The 21,039-nt window shown below is 53.9% G+C and carries 20 protein-coding genes; 15 read left to right on the forward strand and 5 right to left on the reverse strand.

All coding sequences use genetic code 11. The annotated features are described in order from the left end of the window. Window positions 1–226 precede the first annotated feature (226 nt). Together FHS19_RS22220 and trxB are read left to right on the forward strand one after the other, a co-directional pair. Window positions 227–1,954, forward strand: coding sequence for a tetratricopeptide repeat protein (locus FHS19_RS22220; RefSeq protein ID WP_183584022.1), 1,728 nt, complete (start codon window positions 227–229; stop codon window positions 1,952–1,954). A 39-nt stretch (window positions 1,955–1,993) separates the two neighbouring features. Next, entirely contained in the window at window positions 1,994–2,941 is a 948-nt protein-coding gene (gene trxB, locus FHS19_RS22225) for a thioredoxin-disulfide reductase (RefSeq protein WP_183584023.1), read from the forward strand. 67 nt (window positions 2,942–3,008) lie between these two features. Here trxB and FHS19_RS22230 read toward each other — a convergent pair whose 3' ends face one another. Beyond that, entirely contained in the window at window positions 3,009–3,593 is a 585-nt protein-coding gene (locus FHS19_RS22230; RefSeq protein WP_183584024.1) for a LysE family transporter, read from the reverse strand. A 118-nt stretch (window positions 3,594–3,711) separates the two neighbouring features. Between FHS19_RS22230 and FHS19_RS22235 the strand changes: the two genes are divergently transcribed. Then, window positions 3,712–4,266: a helix-turn-helix domain-containing protein gene (locus FHS19_RS22235; RefSeq protein ID WP_183584025.1), complete on the forward strand. Its 555-nt coding sequence runs from the start codon at window positions 3,712–3,714 to the stop codon at window positions 4,264–4,266. Between the two features lie 145 nt (window positions 4,267–4,411). Here FHS19_RS22235 and FHS19_RS22240 read toward each other — a convergent pair whose 3' ends face one another. Genes FHS19_RS22240 through FHS19_RS22255 form a run of 4 tightly spaced genes read right to left on the reverse strand, consistent with a single transcriptional unit; the run spans window position 4,412 to window position 7,837 of the window. After that, window positions 4,412–5,014, reverse strand: coding sequence for a response regulator transcription factor (locus FHS19_RS22240; RefSeq protein WP_183584026.1), 603 nt, complete (start codon window positions 5,012–5,014; stop codon window positions 4,412–4,414). Then, window positions 5,011–6,147: a sensor histidine kinase gene (locus tag FHS19_RS22245; RefSeq protein WP_183584027.1), complete on the reverse strand. Its 1,137-nt coding sequence runs from the start codon at window positions 6,145–6,147 to the stop codon at window positions 5,011–5,013. The genes FHS19_RS22240 and FHS19_RS22245 overlap by 4 nt, the downstream gene beginning before the upstream one ends. After that, window positions 6,147–6,884, reverse strand: coding sequence for an ABC transporter permease (locus FHS19_RS22250; protein WP_183584028.1), 738 nt, complete (start codon window positions 6,882–6,884; stop codon window positions 6,147–6,149). Before FHS19_RS22250 ends, FHS19_RS22245 begins: the two co-directional genes overlap by 1 nt. Then, window positions 6,884–7,837 carry an ABC transporter ATP-binding protein gene (locus tag FHS19_RS22255; RefSeq protein ID WP_183584029.1) on the reverse strand — a complete coding sequence of 318 codons (954 nt, stop codon included), beginning with the start codon at window positions 7,835–7,837 and terminating at the stop codon, window positions 6,884–6,886. Before FHS19_RS22255 ends, FHS19_RS22250 begins: the two co-directional genes overlap by 1 nt. A gap of 402 nt (window positions 7,838–8,239) precedes the next feature. On the opposite strand from FHS19_RS22255, the gene FHS19_RS22260 reads away from it, so the two are divergent. From FHS19_RS22260 to FHS19_RS22315, 12 genes are all read left to right on the forward strand, one after another. Then, a complete protein-coding gene (locus tag FHS19_RS22260) occupies window positions 8,240–9,190 on the forward strand; it encodes an ROK family glucokinase (RefSeq protein WP_183584030.1) in 951 nt (316 codons plus the stop codon). Between the two features lie 97 nt (window positions 9,191–9,287). Beyond that, on the forward strand, window positions 9,288–10,187 hold the full coding sequence (gene rapZ / locus FHS19_RS22265; protein WP_076173174.1) for an RNase adapter RapZ: 900 nt from the start codon (window positions 9,288–9,290) through the stop codon (window positions 10,185–10,187). A 14-nt stretch (window positions 10,188–10,201) separates the two neighbouring features. After that, entirely contained in the window at window positions 10,202–11,188 is a 987-nt protein-coding gene (gene mgfK / locus FHS19_RS22270) for a gluconeogenesis morphogenetic factor MgfK (RefSeq protein WP_183584031.1), read from the forward strand. 5 nt (window positions 11,189–11,193) lie between these two features. Further along, entirely contained in the window at window positions 11,194–12,123 is a 930-nt protein-coding gene (whiA, locus tag FHS19_RS22275) for a DNA-binding protein WhiA (RefSeq protein WP_183584032.1), read from the forward strand. Between the two features lie 100 nt (window positions 12,124–12,223). Then, window positions 12,224–12,493: an HPr family phosphocarrier protein gene (locus tag FHS19_RS22280; RefSeq protein ID WP_076173171.1), complete on the forward strand. Its 270-nt coding sequence runs from the start codon at window positions 12,224–12,226 to the stop codon at window positions 12,491–12,493. Window positions 12,494–12,732: 239 nt separating this feature from the next. Further along, on the forward strand, window positions 12,733–14,271 hold the full coding sequence (locus FHS19_RS22285; protein ID WP_183584033.1) for a methyl-accepting chemotaxis protein: 1,539 nt from the start codon (window positions 12,733–12,735) through the stop codon (window positions 14,269–14,271). Between the two features lie 155 nt (window positions 14,272–14,426). Continuing rightward, complete coding sequence (locus tag FHS19_RS22290) at window positions 14,427–15,182, forward strand: SIMPL domain-containing protein (protein WP_183584034.1); 756 nt, start codon at window positions 14,427–14,429, stop codon at window positions 15,180–15,182. Window positions 15,183–15,466: 284 nt separating this feature from the next. Continuing rightward, complete coding sequence (locus FHS19_RS22295; RefSeq protein WP_281382574.1) at window positions 15,467–16,441, forward strand: ABC transporter ATP-binding protein; 975 nt, start codon at window positions 15,467–15,469, stop codon at window positions 16,439–16,441. Next, window positions 16,438–17,289 (forward strand): ABC transporter permease, encoded by an 852-nt coding sequence (locus FHS19_RS22300; RefSeq protein ID WP_183584036.1) that lies wholly within the window; start codon window positions 16,438–16,440, stop codon window positions 17,287–17,289. The genes FHS19_RS22295 and FHS19_RS22300 overlap by 4 nt, the downstream gene beginning before the upstream one ends. Beyond that, the gene (locus FHS19_RS22305) at window positions 17,286–18,092 is read left to right on the forward strand and encodes an ABC transporter permease (protein ID WP_183584037.1); all 807 of its coding nucleotides are present in this window, start codon (window positions 17,286–17,288) and stop codon (window positions 18,090–18,092) included. Before FHS19_RS22300 ends, FHS19_RS22305 begins: the two co-directional genes overlap by 4 nt. Window positions 18,093–18,172: 80 nt before the next feature. After that, entirely contained in the window at window positions 18,173–19,228 is a 1,056-nt protein-coding gene (locus tag FHS19_RS22310; RefSeq protein ID WP_312887297.1) for an ABC transporter substrate-binding protein, read from the forward strand. 342 nt (window positions 19,229–19,570) lie between these two features. Continuing rightward, window positions 19,571–20,674, forward strand: coding sequence for a PdaC/SigV domain-containing protein (locus FHS19_RS22315; protein WP_183584039.1), 1,104 nt, complete (start codon window positions 19,571–19,573; stop codon window positions 20,672–20,674). Window positions 20,675–21,039: the final 365 nt, after the last annotated feature.

The raw sequence follows: 21,039 nt of genomic DNA on the forward strand, positions 1-21,039 counted from the left end.
GTGGTTTGTAAAATTTCCGTTAAGCGCGGTCTATCTTCTAAGAATGTACGTCGATGTACATTTTTCTTATAGTAGATTATGCCTTAGATGCCCCTTGCATCTTATGGTATACTGTTCTGGATAGATTGAACTTAATGTTCAGCGTATGTACGCCCTGATTCAAGTGGGTCGAAGCGGTGGCTTCAGTTCGCTCTGTCTAGCAATCAAGGAGGTGCCTTGCTTAGGAATGAACGATTACCATCTGCGGGCGGAGGACCTACACCAAAAAGTAATACCCATTCAAATGGATGCCAATTTCTTTTTTGAACGAGCGGTTCGGTCTCTGGACCGGCACCGATACGATAAGGCATTACGATATTTTCGCAGAGCTGTTGAATATGAACCGGAAAATCCGGTGAATCATTGCAATATGGCGGGTATATTATCAGAGATGGGCGATTATGAAGGATCAAACGCCGTTCTTGCGCACATTTTGGAGCATGTGGATGCGACCATGACAGAGTGTTACTTCTATATGGCCAACAATTACGCCAACATGGAGAACTTTGAGGAAGCGGAACGCGCGCTGGTCACGTATTTGGAGGAGGACCCGGCCGGGCAATTTTTGGACGAAGCGGAAGAAATGATGGAGCTGCTTCAGTATGAGCTGAAGCGGCCGACCAAGCTGAGCCGGATCAAGAGCCGCGGGGGCATCGTGGAGCACGAGCGCGCGCGGTCCCTGATGGAAGAAGGGAAGTTTGCCCAGGCAGCCGAGCTGCTGGAAGGCATCGTGAAGGAAGACCCCGACTTTCTTGCGGCGCGCAACAACTTGTCCCTTGCTTATTATTACATGGGCTTGTTCCGCAAAGCCAAGGAGACCATCGGCGAAGTGCTGTCCCTGGAGCCGGGAAATTTGCACGGACTGTGCAACCTGGCGGTTTTTTACCAGCATGAAGGGGATACTGAAGCATTAGATGGCCTGATGAAGATGCTGGAGGTAACGGTTCCTTTTCACCAGGAGCATGTATTCAAGCTCGCGACGACGATGGGCATTCTGGGACGTCATGAAGCGGCCTATGGTCATTTCCGCCGCCTGCTGAAGGATGACGAGATCAACGGTGATCCGAGCCTGTACCATTACACGGCGGTCGCCGCTTATAACAGCGGCAGGAGCAAGGAAGCGGGCCGTTACTGGAGTACTGCCATGAAGCTGGACCCGGAATCGGGCATTCCCCGGTTTTATCTGGACCAGCTGAAGGAAGGCTTCGGCGGAAGCGTCAAGCTCAGCTACCAATATCATCTGCCCTTTGAAGAGCAATTGAAGCGGTGGGAGAAGGACGGGGAGGGTATGTGTGAGGAAATCAAGCACAACCCGCTGATCCGGTCTTCCTTCTCCTGGGCGCTCCGATACGGAGATTCCGGTACCAAGCTGCAGGTCATCCGTGCTTTGGCCTGGATTGCCGATGACGAAGTCAAGGAGACGCTGATGACCTTCCTTGAAGATCCTGACGTTCTGGGCGAGCTCAAAGCTGAAGCGCGCCGGGTGCTTCGGGATCTCGGGGTGGAGAGCTCTGAACTTCCCGGAGCGGCCGCCGAAGTAGCGGCTTACCGTGAAGTGGCTGCGGGTCTGCCCAAGTGGAACGGGACGCTGCAGTCTGTCGTCGACAAGGCATTGAAAAGCATGGAAACGGTGGCTGACCACGCACAGAAAAACCATGTTCAGCAATTATGGCACCAGTTTATCAATAAGCTGTATCCCGAGACGCCTCTCATCAGGCAGGCGGAGGGCTGGTCGGCGGCGCTGGAATATTTGACGGCCAAGAAGCACGGACGTGCCCTGACTTACCAGGAGGTGGCCCAGCGCTATGGCGTTTCGGTCTCCACGGTGAGCCGCAACGTCAAGCGGATCGACAGCGTATGCTCACTGGATGAAGAAAGCAATGATATTTTCCGGCCATTTACGGAGAATATCTAATAGACCCATTCATTTCCGTTCGAAAAGGAGGCAATTCTAATGTACAAATCCATCGTTATCGGAACAGGACCTGCCGGCCTGACGGCCGCGATTTATCTGGCACGCGCCAACATGAAGCCGCTGGTTATCGAAGGCATGCAGCCCGGCGGACAGCTGACCACCACAACTGAGGTGGAGAACTTCCCTGGGTTCCCGGAAGGCATTATGGGCCCTGAGCTCATGGACAACATGCGCAAGCAGGCGGAGCGCTTCGGTGCCGAGTTTAAAACCGGCTGGGTCAACAAAGTCGATTTCTCCAAGCGCCCGTTCAAGCTGTCCGTGGAAGGCATGGGAGAGATTGAGGCGGAATCCGTGATCATCTCCACAGGCGCCTCGGCCAAATACCTGGGCATTCCGGGCGAGCAGGAAAACGTCGGACGCGGAGTCAGCACATGCGCGACATGCGACGGATTTTTCTTCCGCGGCAAAAAGATCGTCGTGATCGGCGGCGGGGACTCCGCGATGGAGGAAGCCAGCTTCCTGACCCGCTTCGGCTCCAGCGTTACGCTGGTTCACCGGAGAGAAGAACTGAGAGCGTCCAAAATTATGCAGGACCGCGCCCGTGATAACGAAAAAATCATATGGTCGCTTAACCGCACGCCGCTTGAAATTGTGGCCGGCGAGCACGGCGTGAAGGGACTGAAGGTCCGCAACAATGAAACGAACGAAGAAGAGCTGATTGAAGCGGACGGCGTCTTCGTGGCGATCGGCCATACGCCGAACACCAAGTTCCTCGACGGCCAGATTACGACCGACGAAATCGGCTACATCCAGGTGAAGCCGGGAACGACCGAAACGAACATCCCGGGCGTATTCGCCTGCGGCGATGTGCAAGACGTGCGTTACCGTCAAGCGATTTCTGCTGCCGGTACCGGATGCATGGCCGCCATGGACTGCGAGAAGTTCCTGGAAGGCAGCATGGTGCATGACTGGAGCGAAACGCTGTAAAGCCGATCAATACGAACATAGAGAAGGAGCCGGGGACGGCTCCTTTTTACATAAGAAGGGGAGAGCGTTATTCGATTAAGATGGAAACCGCGCTGTATGCGAGAAGCAGGCCCATCACGACGTTAAACGGGGTTTGGTACGCCGACAGCCATCGCTGAAATATGGAGCCGAACATGCTCCAACAGAAGGTGCTCATCACGCTCAACAATGCCATAAACAAAGAGAAGCTGATCAAGGCCAGATGGGAAGAGTGGTACGGGAGAATAAAGGTCGATACGGCCGTTATGGCGTACAATATTCCTTTGGGATTGATAAACTGCAGCAGCACCGCCGTCAGAAAGCGGTTGTTTTTGTCCTCTCCGCTGCTCGCGGCTTTCTTGCGGTGGAACATGATTTTAACGGCGAGATACAGCATGTAGGCCGCTCCCAGAATCGTCATCCACCACCGGATGCCGGGAATGAGATGTTTAAGCAGCAGATTGCAGTAACTGCACAGCAGCGCAACGACAAAAAAACCGGCGCCAACGCCCAGACAGAATCGGATCGTTCGTCGAAAACCATACCGGTGGGCAAACAGCATCGCCATGAAATTATTGGGGCCCGGGGTAAAGGTGCTCACTACAATATAGACCAGAAACGAAAATACAGGCATTTTGGGTCTCCTCCGCTTGTATGTTATCATGTCCGAAAAATACGCTATAACGCATTTATGCATCATATTGTACATTATGACCGCTATATTGTACATAATCAATTGGAAGAGGTGTGCCATGGAAGAGATTAATCTAATCATCGCGAGAAACTTGAAGAGCATCCGCGACAACAAAAAGCTCAGTTTGGAAAAAGTAGCGGAACTTACGGGGGTCAGCAAGACGATGATCGGCCAGATCGAAAGGGGCGAATCAAGCCCGACGATCACAACCATTTGGAAAATCGCCAACGGTCTGAAAATTTCATTCACGTCGCTGATTAATCACCCCCAGCCCGACACTAAAGTGATTCAGAAAAGCGAAGTCCAGCAGCTATCCGAAGACAACGGCAAATACCGGGTCTATCCTTATTTCCCGTTTGATGAGGAGCGGCGTTTCGAGATGTACGCGGTCGAGATCGATAAAGGGGGCTTTCTCGCTTCAGAATCGCATGGTGAGGGAACGGAGGAGTACATTACGGTGTACGAGGGGGAATTGACCGTCCGTGTGAACAACAGCGAGCACACCATCGGGAACGGTGATTCGATCCGGTTCAAGGCCGACCGGCCGCATACATACCATAATTCCGGCGGCTCACTGACGAGATTAAGCATGGTCATCTATTATCCGGCTTGAAGCTGGAAGAAGGCGACGCGGGTACAGATCACTCAGGACTCGTATCCGAGAAAGGGAACTCTTTTTGCACCGGCGCAAAAAGACCGGCTGCATGAGCCGGTCCCCGATCGTGTTTTTGAAGAGTATGGCCTTGCTGTTGTCCTTCTTAAAGCCAACCGTTCTGTTCGGCGATTCCAATGGCTTCGATCCGGTTTTTGGCCGACAGTTTGTTCAGCGTTTCGGAAATATAGTTCCGAACGGTGCCGTGCGACAGGTGCAGGATCGCCGCAATTTCGTTGGCCGTCTTGCCTTCCGCAATCAGCCGTAAAATGTCGCGCTCCCGCGCGGTGAGCGGGTTTTCCTGCCGGAACGAGCCGAAGACGAGCTCGGGCGAGACCTCACGGTGGCCGGCCATGACCCGCCGGATGGCTTCGGCCAGCTTTTCGCTCGGCTCATCCTTCAGCAAATATCCGCAGGCGCCTGCTTTGACGGCCCGTTCAAAATAACCCGGCCGAGCAAACGTCGTTAAAATCATGATTTTACAAGCCGTCATCTGCGCCTTGAGCCTTTCGGCGACCTCAAGCCCGGTAATGACGGGCATTTCGATGTCCAGCAGACAGACGTCCGGCTGTAATGACAGGATCTGGTCCAGGGCCTCCTGGCCGTCGCCGGCTTGGCCCACCACTTCCATATCTTCTTCCATATCGAGCAGCGAAGCGAGAGCGCCCCGCAGCAGACGCTGGTCTTCAGCGATCAGAATACGGATCATGCCGTAACACTCCCCTTCCCTTTCATGATAATCGGCACGGTAATGATGAGCTCGGTCCCGCCGGAAGACGACAGCTCCAGCGTTCCGTCGATCAATGCCAGCCGCTCGGACATGCCCTTCAGCCCGTTGCCCTGGCTCGTAGACAGCCCGCTTTCCTCCAGGCCGACGCCGTTGTCCCGAATGACCATCCGGACGTCGGAGCTTCCCTGCCGAATGGTAATGCCGCATGCTGTGGCCCGGCTGTGCTTGATGATGTTGGTCGCTGCTTCCTTCAGGCACATGCTGAGAATGTTCTGCGTCAGATCGGGAATCCCAGTCAGGCGCGTATCCCCGTCGCAATCCAAGGCGATATCGGCGCTATGCAAAATCGAGCGCACTTCTTCGATCTCTTCCGCCACCGTCAACGTCCTCATATCGGCCACGAGCTCACGCACCTGTCTTAAAGCCGCGCGGGAAGTCTCCTCCATTTCACGCGCTTCCAGCCGCGCCTTCTCGGGGTCCTTGTCCGTCAGCCGCTGGACCAGCTGGCTTTTTAACGTAAGCAAGGACAGCGTATGTCCCAGCGTATCATGAAGGTCACGGGCAATACGCAGCCGCTCCTCCTTTTTGACCAAACTTTCGATCTGCTCCTTGGCTTCGTTCAGCTGCACTTCCAGCTGCTTTCGCAGATTCATGGAACGCATGCCGAAGGGGGTCATCAACATAATCATAATAAAGGGAACGAGCGTTAAGTAGTCCGATACCGTCAGATGACGAACGTTTCCGAGGATCGGGAGCAGGATGGATGCCGCGAAGGCAGCCAAAGCGATCTTGAATTTCCGGTTATCCTGATAATTACCGATAAAGTTGGCGGTAAAAAAGCCCATAAACGAATAAAAAGGGAGGTAGAACAAAGACAACGTCACAATAATAACCATCTGAACGGTAAGCCAGAAGGCCGTTAGCCTTTCGGAGAAAAAGAGCTGACGATACGATACGATAAAGACCACGATCATCGCGTAGCCAAGCACCATTTTGATCCCGCGCTCAAAGGCCATGTTGAACAACGGAATGACTATATACACGAGCCATACATAGGGGGAAAACCCGAGAGCCCTTGGAAAAACCTCTGTTTTTCGACGTGCCAATGGCATTACACCGCTTCCTGTTTCTTTCGTATATAGGTGGATAATACCATAAACAAGATGAGATATCCCAGCAAAATCAATACCGGCGGCCAGCTGAGGGAATGACCCGCGGCAATATCCCAGGCTCCGCTTCCAAAGTTATAGGAGGGCAGCCACTTGCCTAGGCTCTGCAGGAAGGCCGGGAAGCTGTCGATCGGAAACCACATGCCGCCCACGATCGCCAGAATCATATACACCATGTTGCTGACGCCGCTGGCGGTATCGACCCTTTTTATCGTCCCGACCAGGGTGCCCAAGGCCAGGAAGGGGATGGAGGCGAGCCATATCCACAGTCCGCTGCCAACCCACTGACCGGCCGACAAATGGACGCCGTTCATAAGGAAGCCTGCAGTAAAAATAACAATAATAGAGAACATGTGCATGACCATCTGGCCAAACATTTTTCCAAAGAAATAAATGCTGGAAGGCAGCGGGGTAATCCGCATAAAGACTGACCAACCGTGCGTGCGCTCCTGGACCATGCGGATGCCCAGCGTCATGATCGCCGAGCCCATCACGCTGAAGGAAGTCATCGACATCAGGTAACGTGCCTGCCACTCGGAGGCGCCTTCAATGCCGGAATTGACGAGACGGGTAAAAATGAAATAAAACACGATCGGCATCAGCAGGGACCAAAAGACGTAGTACGGATTGCGGATAATCCGCAGCATTTCGGCCCGGCACTGCATGAATAACATCTGCATTAGGAAACAGCCCCCTGTGTGTCGTCATTTTGGATCATGATTTCAAAAGCGTCGTCCAGCCGGCCCTGCTGGGTCCGGATATCATGGACCGGAAGATGGTATCGGAAAATCGCAGCCAGCACCGTATCGGTATTGTCTGCCGTGACGGTCCAGCGGCCGTCCTGAGAGGCGCAGTCGTGGACGCCGGGAACCGGGAGCAGGCGCTCGAGGATGTGCCGTTCGATATCGGCACTCGTCAGAGCATGGCCCTCAGGCGACCTTGTATCGGTGGTAAAGGTCACAGAGCGGCTCGTCAGCTTGGCCGTAATCGCCTGCGGAGTGCCGTCGGCGGCAATTTTGCCGTGATTGAACAGAATCACGCGATCCGCGGCGTCCTCGGCCTCCTGCAGGTAATGCGTGGAGAAGACGATGGTCTTGCCCCGGTCCGAGAGCGCTCGGACCTGCTCCCAAAAGGAGCGGCGTGCCGGCGTATCCAGGCCGACGGTCGGCTCGTCGAAGAACAGCAGATCGGGATTCCCCGCCAGCGCCAAGGCGAATCCGAGCCTCCGTTTCTGGCCGCCGGACAGCTTCTCCGCCCGTTTACCCAGGTCTTCCTCGGTGAACCCGGCCAGGGCGGCCAGCTCCTCCAGCCTCATCGGCCGGGGGTAATAGCTGCGGATCAGGGCCAGCACTTCGCGCACCTTCAGGCCGTCGATCACGCTGACATCCTGAAGCATCGCCCCGATTCGCTGCTTGACCTGCGGCTGCTTCGGGGTTTGCCCGAACAGCCGGACAGAGCCGCCCGTAGGCTCGAGAAGTCCCAGCATCATCGAGATCGTCGTCGTTTTCCCGGCGCCGTTCGGCCCCAGGACGGCCACGATGGATTCTTTGTCAATCGTGAACGAAACGTCATCGACCGCGGCCTTGCTTCCAAAACGTTTCGTGACATGCTGCAGTTCGGCAATATGTTCCACTTCGCATTTCCTCCTATTTATCAGGTGAATCCGTATTTGACTGATCTATCGTTATGATAGACGAGGGGGGCACGCCTTCGTTAGTGGACTCTGTCATGGAATGGGGGTGACAATTGTCATGCTTTTTTGAAGAGATCAGAAAGTATAAGTTTCGGAGCTTCGTCTAAAGGAGGTTTTTCTTGCGAGATCAGGAAGCAGCGTGGTCTGTCTTCTTTGAAGGTACGTCGATAGACGTTTTTCTTACAGGGTTTTCATATTGGGGCTAGGTCCGGCAAGCCTTCTAACAGAAGCGATGGACCCACTTTCGGGTAAGGCCCGCTTCTCTTGACCGGAGAGAGGGCTTCAATTATAGTTGGTACAGTAGGAGCAAACTATTATTGAGGAAAAAAGGTGGCTTGTAACATGTCTGAGCAAATCTACGTCGGTGTCGACTTGGGCGGAACGACCATTAAAGTGGGCATCTGCAATCAAGCGGGACAGCTGATTCAAACGTATGAAGGTCCCACGGAAACAGATAAAGGCGTCGATACGGTTATCAACAATATTGAGAAATATGTGCGCCATATCGTAGAGCAGTCCCCTTACAGCTGGGATCAGCTGGCGGGCGTCGGGGCCGGGGTTGCCGGATTTACCAACGTCCGTGAAGGGATCATCATCCTCGCGCCGAACGTAGGTTTCCGGGATGTACCGATTCGTTCCATTCTGGAGCAAAAAATTGGCAAGCCGATCAAAATAGATAATGACGCGAACGTGGCCGCGCTTGGAGAGGCTTGGAGCGGTGCCGGACGCGGCATCGACAACTGCGTATGCTATACGCTCGGAACCGGTGTAGGCGGCGGCATCATCATTAACGGCCGAATCTATCAAGGCTTTTCCGGACTTGCCGGCGAGCTGGGACATATCTCCGTCGTGCCTGATCTGGAAGCCATTCAGTGCGGATGCGGCAAAATGGGCTGCGTAGAGACCGTGTCTTCCGCAACTGGCATTATCCGTATGGCCGAAGATGCGGTAGAGCGCGGGGACCGCACTTCCCTGTCGATGGTTGAGCATATCGCGGCGAAGGAAGTCTTTGACGCAGCCAAAGCCGGCGACGAAGTGGCGCTGCGGATCGTGAACCGCGCCGCCTTCTACCTGGGCAAGTCGATGGCTGCGGTAGCGGCGATTCTGAATCCGGAAGTATTCATTATCGGCGGCGGCGTATCCAAGGCGGGAGACATCTTGTTTAACGAAGTTCGGGAAGTTTATGCGAAGCTGACGCCGGAACCGCTGCAGCGCGGGGTATCGATCCTTCCTGCCGAGCTCGGCAACGATGCGGGCATCGTCGGCGCAGCCGGTTTGCTGCTCCGTTCGTAAGGGGATTAGGTAAAGGTCACCCGCGGGTTAAAATGAGGGGTGACCTGGGTATACCAAGTAATGTCGGGCCCATATTCCATAAGGGAGGGGAAAGCTGATGCTGGAAGAGAATAATACTGCGTCGGCCATGGCCACCCTGATTATTATTACAGGCATGTCGGGGGCAGGTAAATCCTTGGCCGTACGAAGCTTGGAGGATTTGGGATTTTTCTGCGTGGATAATTTACCGCCGGTGCTCATTCCCAAATTTGCGGAACTGATTGAACAATCGAAGGGGAAAATCGCGAAGGTGGCGCTGGTCATTGACCTGCGCGGCCGGGAGTTCTTTACGGCCTTATCCGAATCATTGAATTATATTAAGGACCACTTCACGATTCATTGCGAAATTCTATTCCTGGAGGCGACCGATTCGGTCCTCGTGCAGCGTTACAAGGAGACCCGCCGGCGGCATCCGCTTGCGCCGGAGGGCATGCCGCTGGACGGCATCCGGTTGGAGCGCAAAATGCTGGAAGAGCTCAAGAGCTCGGCCACGGTGGTGCTCGATACGAGCAATATGAAGCCGGGACAATTGAAGGACAAAATTATCTCGAGATTTTCCCATTTGGAAAGCAATACCCTTTCGGTCAACGTAACCTCATTCGGATTTAAGTACGGTATTCCGATCGATGCCGATCTGATCTTTGACGTCCGCTTTCTTCCGAATCCCCACTATGTGGATAGCCTGCGTCCACACACCGGTCAGGACAGCGATGTGTATGACTATGTCATGAAGTGGCCTGAAACCCAGGCTTTTCTGACGAAGCTGCTGGATATGCTGCATTTCTTGATTCCCCAATACCGTAAGGAAGGCAAGAGCCAGGTAATCATCGGCATCGGTTGTACGGGCGGGAAGCACCGCTCGGTGGCGATCGCCGAGTACCTGGGCAAAATGCTGGGAGCCAGCGAGACTGAGACGGTCTCCGTCAGCCATCGGGATTCTGAACGTGATCGGCATTAAAGAGAGTGGAAGTGATGACAGTGGCAGAACAAAGAAGTGACCGTCCGCGGATCGTCGTGATGGGCGGGGGCACCGGACTGTCGGTCATGCTCCGGGGACTGAAGGAAATGCCGCTAGACATCACGGCTGTCGTCACCGTAGCAGACGATGGAGGGAGTTCGGGTATCCTTCGCAGCGAGCTGCAGATGCCCCCTCCAGGGGACATCCGAAACGTCCTGACGGCACTGGCCGACGTGGAGCCGCTGCTGTCGGAAATGCTGAGATACCGGTTCTCCAGCGGTTCGGGACTGGCCGGGCACAGCCTGGGGAACCTGATTTTGGCGGCCATGACCGACATCAGCGGTGATTTTGTAACGGCTGTGCGCGAGCTCAGCCGCGTTTTTGCCGTACGGGGGCGGGTGCTTCCCGCGGCGGGCGAAGCCGTGATCCTGAACGCAGAGATGGAGGACGGCACCATCGTGACCGGCGAGTCGAAAATTCCGGAAGCCGGCGGGCGGATCAAGCGGGTGTTTCTGGAGCCGGCCCATGTTGAGCCGCTTCCGGAAGCGACCGAGGCCATCCGGGAGGCGGATGCCATCCTGATCGGCCCGGGAAGTCTATATACGAGCATTCTGCCGAATCTGCTCGTTCCGAAGCTGGCCGAAGCGGTTATGTCTTCGGACGCGATCAAGATTTTCGTGTGCAACGTCATGACGCAGCCCGGGGAGACGGACGGCTACACCGTAAGCGACCATCTTCAGGCGGTATATGACCATGTCGGCAAGCATCTGTTCGATTATGTCATCGTGAACAGCGGCGAAATTCCGACCCAGGTGCAGGACAAATATGCCGAGAAGGGCGCAAAGCCGGTGGAGCTCGATTACGATGAGGTCACCAGTCTCGGCTATAAGGTTATCGCCGATACGCTGGTCCTGTTCCGGACCTATCTGCGCCATGACGCCGATAAGCTGAGCCGACATATTTACCAGCTGGTTCAAAATTGGATTAAACGAAAGAGGTGAGTCCCGTGTCGTTTGCGGCGCTGACTAAAAAAGAACTGACCCTGATCGAAGCAGAGCCCTGCTGCGAAAAGGCTGAATTGTCGGCACTGATCCGGATGAACGGGGCCGTCCAGCTTTCCAATAAAAAGGTTATTCTGGATATATCGACAGAGAATGCGGCCATCGCCAGACGTATCTACACATTGATCAAAAAGCATTTCCAGGCGCATACCGAGCTCCTTGTGCGTAAAAAAATGCGTTTGAAGAAAAATAATGTGTACATCGTACGTATTCCTGCACAGGTTCAGGAAATACTGAAGGAGCTGAAGATTGTCTCCGAGGGCTTCCTGTTCACATCGCACATTCATCCGGATTTGGTCCGCAAGCCATGCTGCAAAGGGGCATATTTACGTGGTGCCTTTATGGCGGGGGGCTCCGTGAACAATCCGGAGGGATCGTCATACCATCTTGAAATCGCCTCAATGTATGAGGAGCACTGCCAGGCCCTTGTAGATCTCGCCAATGAATTTCATCTGAACGCCCGTTGTATAGAGCGCAAGAAGGGGTTCATACTGTATATTAAAGAAGGCGAGAAAATCATTGAATTTTTAAGCCTGATTGGGGCCCATCAGGCCTTGTTCAAATTCGAGGATGTGCGGATCATGCGGGATATGCGGAATTCGGTCAACCGGATCGTAAACTGTGAAACCGCGAATTTGAACAAGACAATCGGGGCCGCCGTCCGGCAAATCGATAACATCAAGCTGCTACAGAAGGAAGTGGGCCTTGATAATCTGCCGGACAAACTTCGGGAAGTGGCCGAAGTGAGATTGGCCCATCCCGATATGAACCTGAAGGAAGTCGGTGAACTGCTGAAGGGCACCGTCAGCAAATCCGGCGTAAACCACCGGTTGCGCAAGATCGACGAAATGGCCGAGAAGATTCGTGGCGGCTGAGCCTTTTTTCTTCTAGTTTCCTTCATGGTATAATGGTATAATGTTATAAAATGTGATGTGTGTGAGCTATACAGATTGATCTAATAGGGGGTAAGTTTCCATGACAAAGCACCCGGTAGTTGTCCGTTTGAAAACGGGTCTCCATGCCAGACCGGCAGCATTGTTCGTCCAAGAAGCGAATAAGTACTCGTCTGAAATTTTCGTGGAAAAAGATGATAAAAAGGTGAATGCCAAGAGTATCATGGGAATTATGAGCCTTGCCATTAGCTCGGGTACGGAAGTAAACATCAGTGCTGAAGGGGCGGACGCAGAACAGGCTGTAACCGCTTTAGTCAACTTGGTGGGCAAAGAAGAGCTTGAAAACCAATAATAAACAATTATAGAATGGGCCCTGCGGCTGCGTTTGATGCGGCGCGGAGGCCATTTTCTGCACAAAGCAGTCCGTTTCTCCTTGGGAGAGCGGGCTGTTTTTTGCTGTCAGGCGTGGTTTGGGACGATTTGGCTCTTATAAAAATAAATCCGGCATCCGATATCATAGCTATAGCCGTCATGCAAGGGGCGGCAGCGGGGAAGCCCGGATTCATTATTTTAATAAAGAGGGGTCAACGTATGGGGAAATGGAACAGTACCACAACCAACACAGAGGATGCTGAAGGGTCGGGGAAAGGACGGAGGCTGACGATCGCGGAGCGGGACGCGATGGGCAGAAACCGGATTCTGCTGATCGCGATTCTGATCTCGACGCTGATGGCCGTGTCCACGATCAAGCTGGGAAGCCTCGGCGATCTGACGAGTCTCAACAACGTAAGCTTTTTGATTGATTTGGTGGTTCTGCTGGTGATGGTGTACAGCCAAGTCCGGCGTAAGCTGATTCACCAGGCGGCGGTTATTGCCATTACGGGGGTGGCTCTGACGATCCTCATTCAGGCTGTGAATTCCTCCAGCCCGAGCAGCTTGTTTTCCATATACTATTTGCTCGTCTTGGCGCTGATCACCTTGCGTATCGTATTAACCTCAATCACGATGCTGTACGGCTTGGGATTGATGCTCTACCTGTGCCTGCAAAAGGCCGATGCGGTTCAGCTCGGAACCGGTTCCAAAGACGGACCGTCAGCGATCATCATCATGTATGCGCTTGTATGCGTCATGGTGTTCCTGCTGCTGCGGGTGACCCGGTCCTTGATGAACAATATGAGAGCGGCCAGCGATCAGACCGAGCGGCTGCTGGCCGAGCAGAAGGAACAAAAGGAACATGTCCTGGGAAGCGTGGCTGCGGTGACCGGCAGCATCGATGACTTGACGCAAGCGGTCGAGGATAACACAGCCTCGTTCCAGCAGATGAACGCCGCTTTTCAGGAAATATCGGGCGGGGCATCCTCCCAGGTGGATTCCACCTATGCCATTAACGAGTCCATTAAGCGGATGAACGAGATGATCAAGCAGATGTCCAGCTCGACGGAAACACTGCTGAGCCGGACAGGTACGGCGAACCGGCTGTCGGAATCCGGCAAGGACAAGGTGGAGCAGCTGAACGAAGCGATTATCGAATTCAAGGAAGAAATCGGCGCCATGTCGCAGGATATCCAAAGCTTGACCGGAAAGGTGCATGAAACGACGCAGTTCAGCCAGACCATTCAGGAGATTGCGAACCAGACCAACCTGCTGTCGCTGAACGCCAGCATCGAGGCGGCACGGGCAGGCGAACATGGGCAAGGTTTTGCCGTGGTCGCCCGGGAAATCCGCAAACTGGCGGAGAATGCCTCGGACTCGGCGGAGAAAATTTCGCTCCAGCTTCACAGCTTCTCCGAACTGATGAGCGACACCCTGATGCGGATGGATCAAGTGGCGGAGCGAATGCAGAAGAGCAGCGAGATGACGCATGAGACGTACGAAGCCTTTGAATCCATTAAAGAGTCGGTGGCCGGACTGCTGCAGATTTCGGACGGGTACCGCGGATTGATTCACGAAGTGGATACGTTCTCGGGTTCCATTGACGAGTCCACTTCGCATCTTGCGTCGGTGAACGAGCAAACGTCGGCTACACTGCAGGAGCTGTCGGCGACACTGCAGTCCCTCCTCGGGAACAATGAGCAGAGCCTGGCCGGCATTAAGGAAGCGCAGAGCCACTTGAAATCGATCGTCAGCTGATCGTTTTGTAGGCATAAGATTATTTTTCTAAGATGTGCAACATTTAACAGCCCCCTACGTCTAGTAGACAAATACAGTTGGAAGGTAAGGGCGGCCGCGCTTGCGCTTTCGGCTATATGGATACACTGGAAGTATAAAAAGGGAGGCTGAAGGTAATGAAAACATGGCTCAAACCGGTAGGTTCCGTGCTGATCGCGGGAGCGCTCTTGGCCGGAGGCGCGGGCGTGACCGGACTGGCTGGCTCGACCACCGTCTATGCGGACCAGGATGTACAGCGCAATGTCATCAACGTTGTGGGCAAGGGTGAGATCTCGGTCAAACCGGATATCGCATACTTGTCGATCGGGGTGGATTCGCAGGCGGCAACGGCACAAAGCGCGCAAAAGGCAACGGCAGACAAAATCCAAAAAATTACCGCGCTGCTGAAGACGACGTGGAAAATCGAAGACAAGGATATCAAGAGCACGACTTTCTATGTGCAGCCGAACTACACCTACAACGAGAAGGACGGACAAAAAGTGACGGGCTATACGGCTCACCATACGCTGCAGGTATCGTACCGCGACCTGTCCAAGGTTGGACAGCTGCTTGATGCCGCTTCCAGTGCCGGCGCCAACAACATCGAGAGCGTACAGTTCTCTGTTGAGAACCGTGACCAATATGAGGCACAAGTGATTGAGAAAGCGATGGCTAACGCTGATCTGAAAGCGGGCGCGATTGCCAAGGCTGCTAAGCGCCAGCTGGGTGTCGTCCTGGTCGTAAGCCAAGGCGATGCGCAGAACCCGATCATCTATGCCGAATCTTCCATGGCTAAAATGACTGCAGACAGCAGCGCTGGCAATGCCACCTCGGTTGAGCCTGGCGAAGTGAAAGTATCGACGCAGGTGAGTGTGCAGTACGAAATGAAATAAGAACGGGCTGATTTGATCCGAGCCAAGCCGCCGTTTTGGGGACAGACGTCTCTTGAAGCGGCGGCTTTTTGCGCAGATGTGGGTCCTGATCCCCCCTTTTCCAGCGGGAAAACGCAGAAAGGTATTGTACCACGGGTCAAAAAACGTTATAGTGAATATGCGAAAAATTGTACATGCAGCAACAGTTATAGACAACTTCCGTTGATCGTAACGGAGAATTATAATTTACCGAAAAAGCCATACCCATGGATATGGCTTTTTTCTTAGTAATGGATAAGGGGTTGATGCATATGATTGAACTTGTCCAGATTGAGAAGCATTTTGAAGGACAAGTTGTCGTGCATCCGCTGTCACTGAACATTGAAGAAGGGGAATTCCTGACTCTGCTCGGGCCTAGCGGCTGCGGTAAGACGACCATACTACGCATGATTGCCGGATTCGAACAGCCGACTCACGGCGAGATCATTCTGGAAGGGCAGAACGTCACGAAGCTTCCGCCTAACCAGCGGGACTTGAACCTGGTGTTCCAGCACTACGCGCTGTTCCCGCATATGACCGTCGGAGACAATATCGCCTTCGGTTTGAAAATGAAAAAGCTGCCCCAGGCAGAGCAAAAAGCACGGGTTGCTGAAGCCGTCCAGATGACTCAGCTAACCGCGCTTACTTCGCGTTATCCGCATCAGCTGTCCGGCGGACAGCAGCAGCGGGTGGCCATCGCGAGAGCGATCGCGAACAAGCCCAAAGTGCTCCTGCTCGACGAGCCGCTGGGCGCGCTCGACCTGCAGCTGCGCAAGAGCCTGCAGTCCGAGCTGAAGCATCTGCAGCGCTCGCTGGGCATCACCTTTGTCTATGTTACGCACGACCAGGAGGAAGCAATGATGCTGTCCGACCGGATCGTGATCATGAACAGCGGCAAAGTCGAACAGGTCGGCACGCCGAAGGAGATCTACGCCGCGCCGAAGACGCTTTTCGCCGCGACCTTCGTCGGAGAAAACAACATTTTCAGTTCCGGTTCCGAGCTGTTTGCCGTACGTCCGGAAAAACTGCGCCCAAGTCGGGAAACTGAGGGGGCCCGCAAGACCGGAGTGATTCAGGATGTGCTGTATCTTGGCAACGTCCATAAGCTTACCGTCCAGCTCGATGGCGAACCGATGATGGTGACGATCGCCCTGGACTTCGAAGATGAGATGGCTTGGAAGATGGGCCAACGGATCGGGGTGGACTGGAATCCGCGGGATGAGGTGGTCATCGGGGCATGAAACGATCCAAGCTGCTGATTACGCCGGTTCTGCTGTGGCTGGCGCTGTTTCTGCTCGTCCCGATGGTGATCGTCGTGGTCATGTCATTGATGAGTCGCGACACGCTGGGCAATGTTGTCTTTCATTTCTCGCTCAACGGGTATAAAACCTTCTTCGACTCTCTGTATCTTGGAATCTATTGGGATACGCTGGTGTTGTCGGTGGTGACGACCTTTGTATGCTTGCTGGTCAGTTACCCGCTCGCTTATTTTATCGCCAATGCGTCTCCCAAGGTGCAGACCTGGGGGCTGGTGCTGATCACGATTCCGTTCTGGATCAACTTCCTGATCCGGACGTATGCCTGGGTGCTGCTGCTGCGCACGCAGGGCGTGGTGAATACGCTGCTGATCCATTTTGGATGGATTCAGGAGCCGCTGCAAATGCTGTATACCAAAGGCGCAGTGCTGCTTGGCATGGTCTACAACTTCATTCCGTTTATGGTGCTGCCGATTTACGTCGCGCTGGAGCAGATGGACAAGCGGCTGCTGGATGCGGCCAGCGACCTGGGGGCTACCCGCTGGAAGGCGTTCCGCCATATTACGCTGCCGCAGAGCAAGTCCGGGATCATGACCGGCTGTGTGCTGGTCTACGTCTCCACGACGGGGATGTTCGTCGTTACGGACATTCTCGGCGGGGCCAAGTCGACGATGATCAGTAACATCATCCAGCAGCAGTACCTGGGGGCGCGAAACTGGCCGTTTGGCTCGGCGCTGTCCGTGATTTTTGTGATCACGTCCCTCATTCTGATCCTGCTGTTTAACCGGGCAATGCAGTCCCGGGCGGACCGTGCGAAGGAGGGAAGAGCATGAGGAAGAAAAGTCACCCCCTGCTGGGGATTCACTCTGTGCTGATGATGATTTTTATTTATGTGCCGATCCTGCTGATTATTATTTATTCATTTAATAACACGAGGCTCAGCGGAGACTGGGAAGGATTCACGTTCGACTGGTACGCCTCGCTGATGACCGATGACCACGTGCTCGAAGCGCTCATGAACAGCTTGACCGTCGGGATCGTCTCCACGATCGTGGCGACGCTGCTCGGGACGGTCGGCGCCTTGTCCCTGCGGGGGCTTGGCCGGCGATGGAAGGGCAGCATGAACGGGCTAATGTACCTGCCCGTCATTATTCCCGATATCATTATGGGGCTGTCGCTGCTGGTGCTGTTCAACCAGATGCATGTTCCGCTGGGTAAAGCGACGGTTATCATCGCTCATATTACGTTCAGCATGTCGTATGTCTATGTCGTCGTGACGGCCCGCCTTGCGGGAATGGGCAAGCAGCTGGAGGAGGCGGCCTCCGACCTTGGCGCCACCCCTTGGCAGACGTTCCGCCATGTGACGTGGCCGCAAATTTTTCCGGGCGTCATCTCAGGAGCGCTGATCGCGTTTACGATGTCGCTGGACGACTTTATGGTCAGCTTCTTCGTGGCCGGGCCAAGCTCGACTACGCTGCCGATTTACATCTACGGCCAGGTGAAGCGGGGAATCTCGCCGGAAATTAACGCGCTGTGTACACTGCTGATCGTGGTGAGCGTCGTGCTGATTTTGCTGGCGCAGTTTTTCCTCAACCGCGGCAAAGGCCAGAAGAAGCATAAAATGCTGCCGATTTAACGCAGCTGCAAGATATGGAACGATTGAACTACAAGATCTGGACTACATGCTATAAGGAGAAAGAGAGGAGATATGTTACTGTGAAAAGAAAGGGTATCGCCGGTCTCGTACTGGCTGGGGCACTCGCCCTCGTGTCGGTTGCATCCCTGGGAGGTTGCTCATCTTCCAAGGAGACGCTTCATATCTACAGCTGGGCTGACAATTTTGACGAGCAGGTGCTCAAGGACTTCGAGAGTAAATTCAACGTCAAGGTTACGTATGACAACTATGCGAACAACGAGGATTTGCTGGCCAAAATCAAGGCAGGCGGCGGCGGATACGATTTGATCCAGCCTTCGGACTACATGGTCCGGACGATGATCGAGAACAATCTGCTGGAACCGCTGGATATGAACAACATTCCGAACTTCGCGAACATTCAGGAATCGCTGAAGAACCCTGCTTTTGATCCGGGCAATAAATACTCGATCGTATACACTTCCGGCGTAACGGGTATCGCGTATAACAAAAAATACGTGAAGGACACCATCGACAGCTGGGAGGATCTGTGGGACCCGAAATACAAGGGCAAGGTCCTCCTGCTGGACGACAACCGCGAAGTGATTGGCATGGCCTTGAAAAAGCAGGGGCACTCGAACAGTTCCCAGGATGAAGGCGAAATCAAATCGGCCGTGGACGACTTGAAGAAGCTCCTGCCGAGCGTTCTTGCTTTCGACACGGATACCATCAAGCAGAAGATGATTCAGGAGGAAGGCTGGATCGGAACGGTATGGTCCGGCGACGCCGCTTTTATCGCGAAGGACAATCCGGACGTGGAATACGTCGTGCCAAAAGAGGGCGGGACGATTTTCTCGGACAACTATGCGATCCCGAAAGGGGCCGAGCATAAAGAGCTCGCCGAGAAGTTTATCAACTACATGCTCGATCCGCAGGTCAGCGCTAAGAACTATGAGTCGATCGGATACAGCGATCCGAACGTCAAAGCGATGGAGTTCCACAGCGAGGAATACCGGAACAACCATATGATCAACCTTTCCGAAGAAGAGCTGAGCCGGACGGAATGGCTCGGCGATGTAAAGGATACACTGCAGCTCTATGACCGCTACTGGACAGAGCTGAAGAGCGGACGGGAGTAATATTGGTCACCAGATAAATACAGCAATCCAAGCAAATCGCTCTGTTTCCAGACCCCAGTGGTTGAGGTCTGGAACAGGGCGATTTTTTGCTGGGCAGCATATCCGGCTTATCCGGATTGCGCAGGCAGACCATGCTCGTGACTGCTTCATTGTGACCTTGTACACAGGAAGGACACAAAGGTTAAGAGAGTTATACTTTTGGCTGGCGTAAACGACAATACTGTAACCCCGGTTGTAAACAAATCGGCCGAGGTCTTTTTTATAATAGGGAAGTGGTGAATGTGGGTAATAAATCATATGACTAGCACAAGCAGCAATGTTTGGAGAGGAGATTTGATAGGGATGAATAAGGGAATGAAATGGGGAGCCGCGGTGCTGGCCGCAGGCGTGTTGATCGGAAATGCCGGCGTGTTCGGAGGTTCACAGGTATCGGCAGCAGCCACAAAACCGGTCGTGAAGCCGGCTGCGCAGCCGGGAGTGGCGTTGAAATATAACGGCAAGGTGTTATCGTTGCAGGGGAAATTGGTGGACGGGGTCACCATGATTCCGGTGTCCATTTTGCGCGATGCCGCCGGTCTGCCGCTGTCTTATAATCCGGGTATCAAGACGTACACCGTCGGATCCGGGGTAACGAAGCTGAACCTGGAGGTTTCCGAATACGGGGTCAGCGCTTATATCAACGGAAGCTATGTGGGTGACAATTCGAATAACTACGAGGGCAAATTGATCGACGGCAAGCTGTATGTCCCTTTCAAACTGCTGAACGACTATATGGGCTTTCAGGGCGTGTATAATGCTTCTTCCAAAACATTGAGCCTGTCCAAGCGCCAGATGAACCAGGTGACGATCTCCACCGAGCTCATCAAGGCGAGCGACGCTAATGCAACGATTCTGATCCGCTATCCTCAGTTAAGCGGGCTGGCTAATGCGGACGCCCAGGAGACAATCAACAAAGTATTTAAAGACAAGGCGGAGGCATTCGCTGCAGAAGCCAAGGCCAAAGCGGAAAAGCGCGACGCAAAGGTGGAGCACCCGTATGAGTTTGACGGAACCTTCCTGGTCACTTACAACCGCCAAGGCGTCCTGAGCATCGTGACGGACGCTTATGAATACACAGGCGGAGCTCATGGCATGACGGCTCGCGAAGGATTTACGTTCTCGCTGAAGGACGGCAAACAGCTGACGCTCGACAGCCTGCTCCACAATTCGGCCGACGCCAAGACCAAGCTGGACAAACTGCTGAAGCAAAGAGCGACCAAAGACGGCTTCACAGACGGCTTTAACGGTCTGAAAAAGGATGCAGACTACTATGTGAAGGAGAGCGGATTGACGATCTTCTTCCAGCAGTATGAAATCGGGCCATATGCCGCCGGCTTCCCGACGTATACGTTTAACTTCAGCGACCTGCTGCCAAAGGGAACGGATCCGTTCGAAGCGGCGAAATAAAGAAGCCGAAGCAGCCGAGATGATATAAGCAGAGTCAGACGATATAGAACGATGTATCCCAACGAGCAGCCGGTCAACGGTCCTCAAGGGATGCTTTATGCGACCAAACCCCCGTTAAACTAAAACGGGGGTTTGGCTGTTTTTGCTTGGTGGCGACAGCCGTCTCGTCGGACAGCGGCTCGATGTTGATCGCGCGCACGTAGCCGTTGCCTTTTTTCGAGAAGAAATCATGCTGCTTGGTCGGGCCGGTTCAGCCTCGCTGAATATGAAATCCCATCATCGTAAAACTACACCGAATTGACTGGTATAGAGGGGAAAATATGTTATATATACTATGCCGTTGGAAATCAATATGTAGATGATAT

Source organism: Paenibacillus rhizosphaerae (assembly GCF_014192015.1).
Lineage (GTDB): Bacteria > Bacillota > Bacilli > Paenibacillales > Paenibacillaceae > Paenibacillus_AQ > Paenibacillus_AQ rhizosphaerae.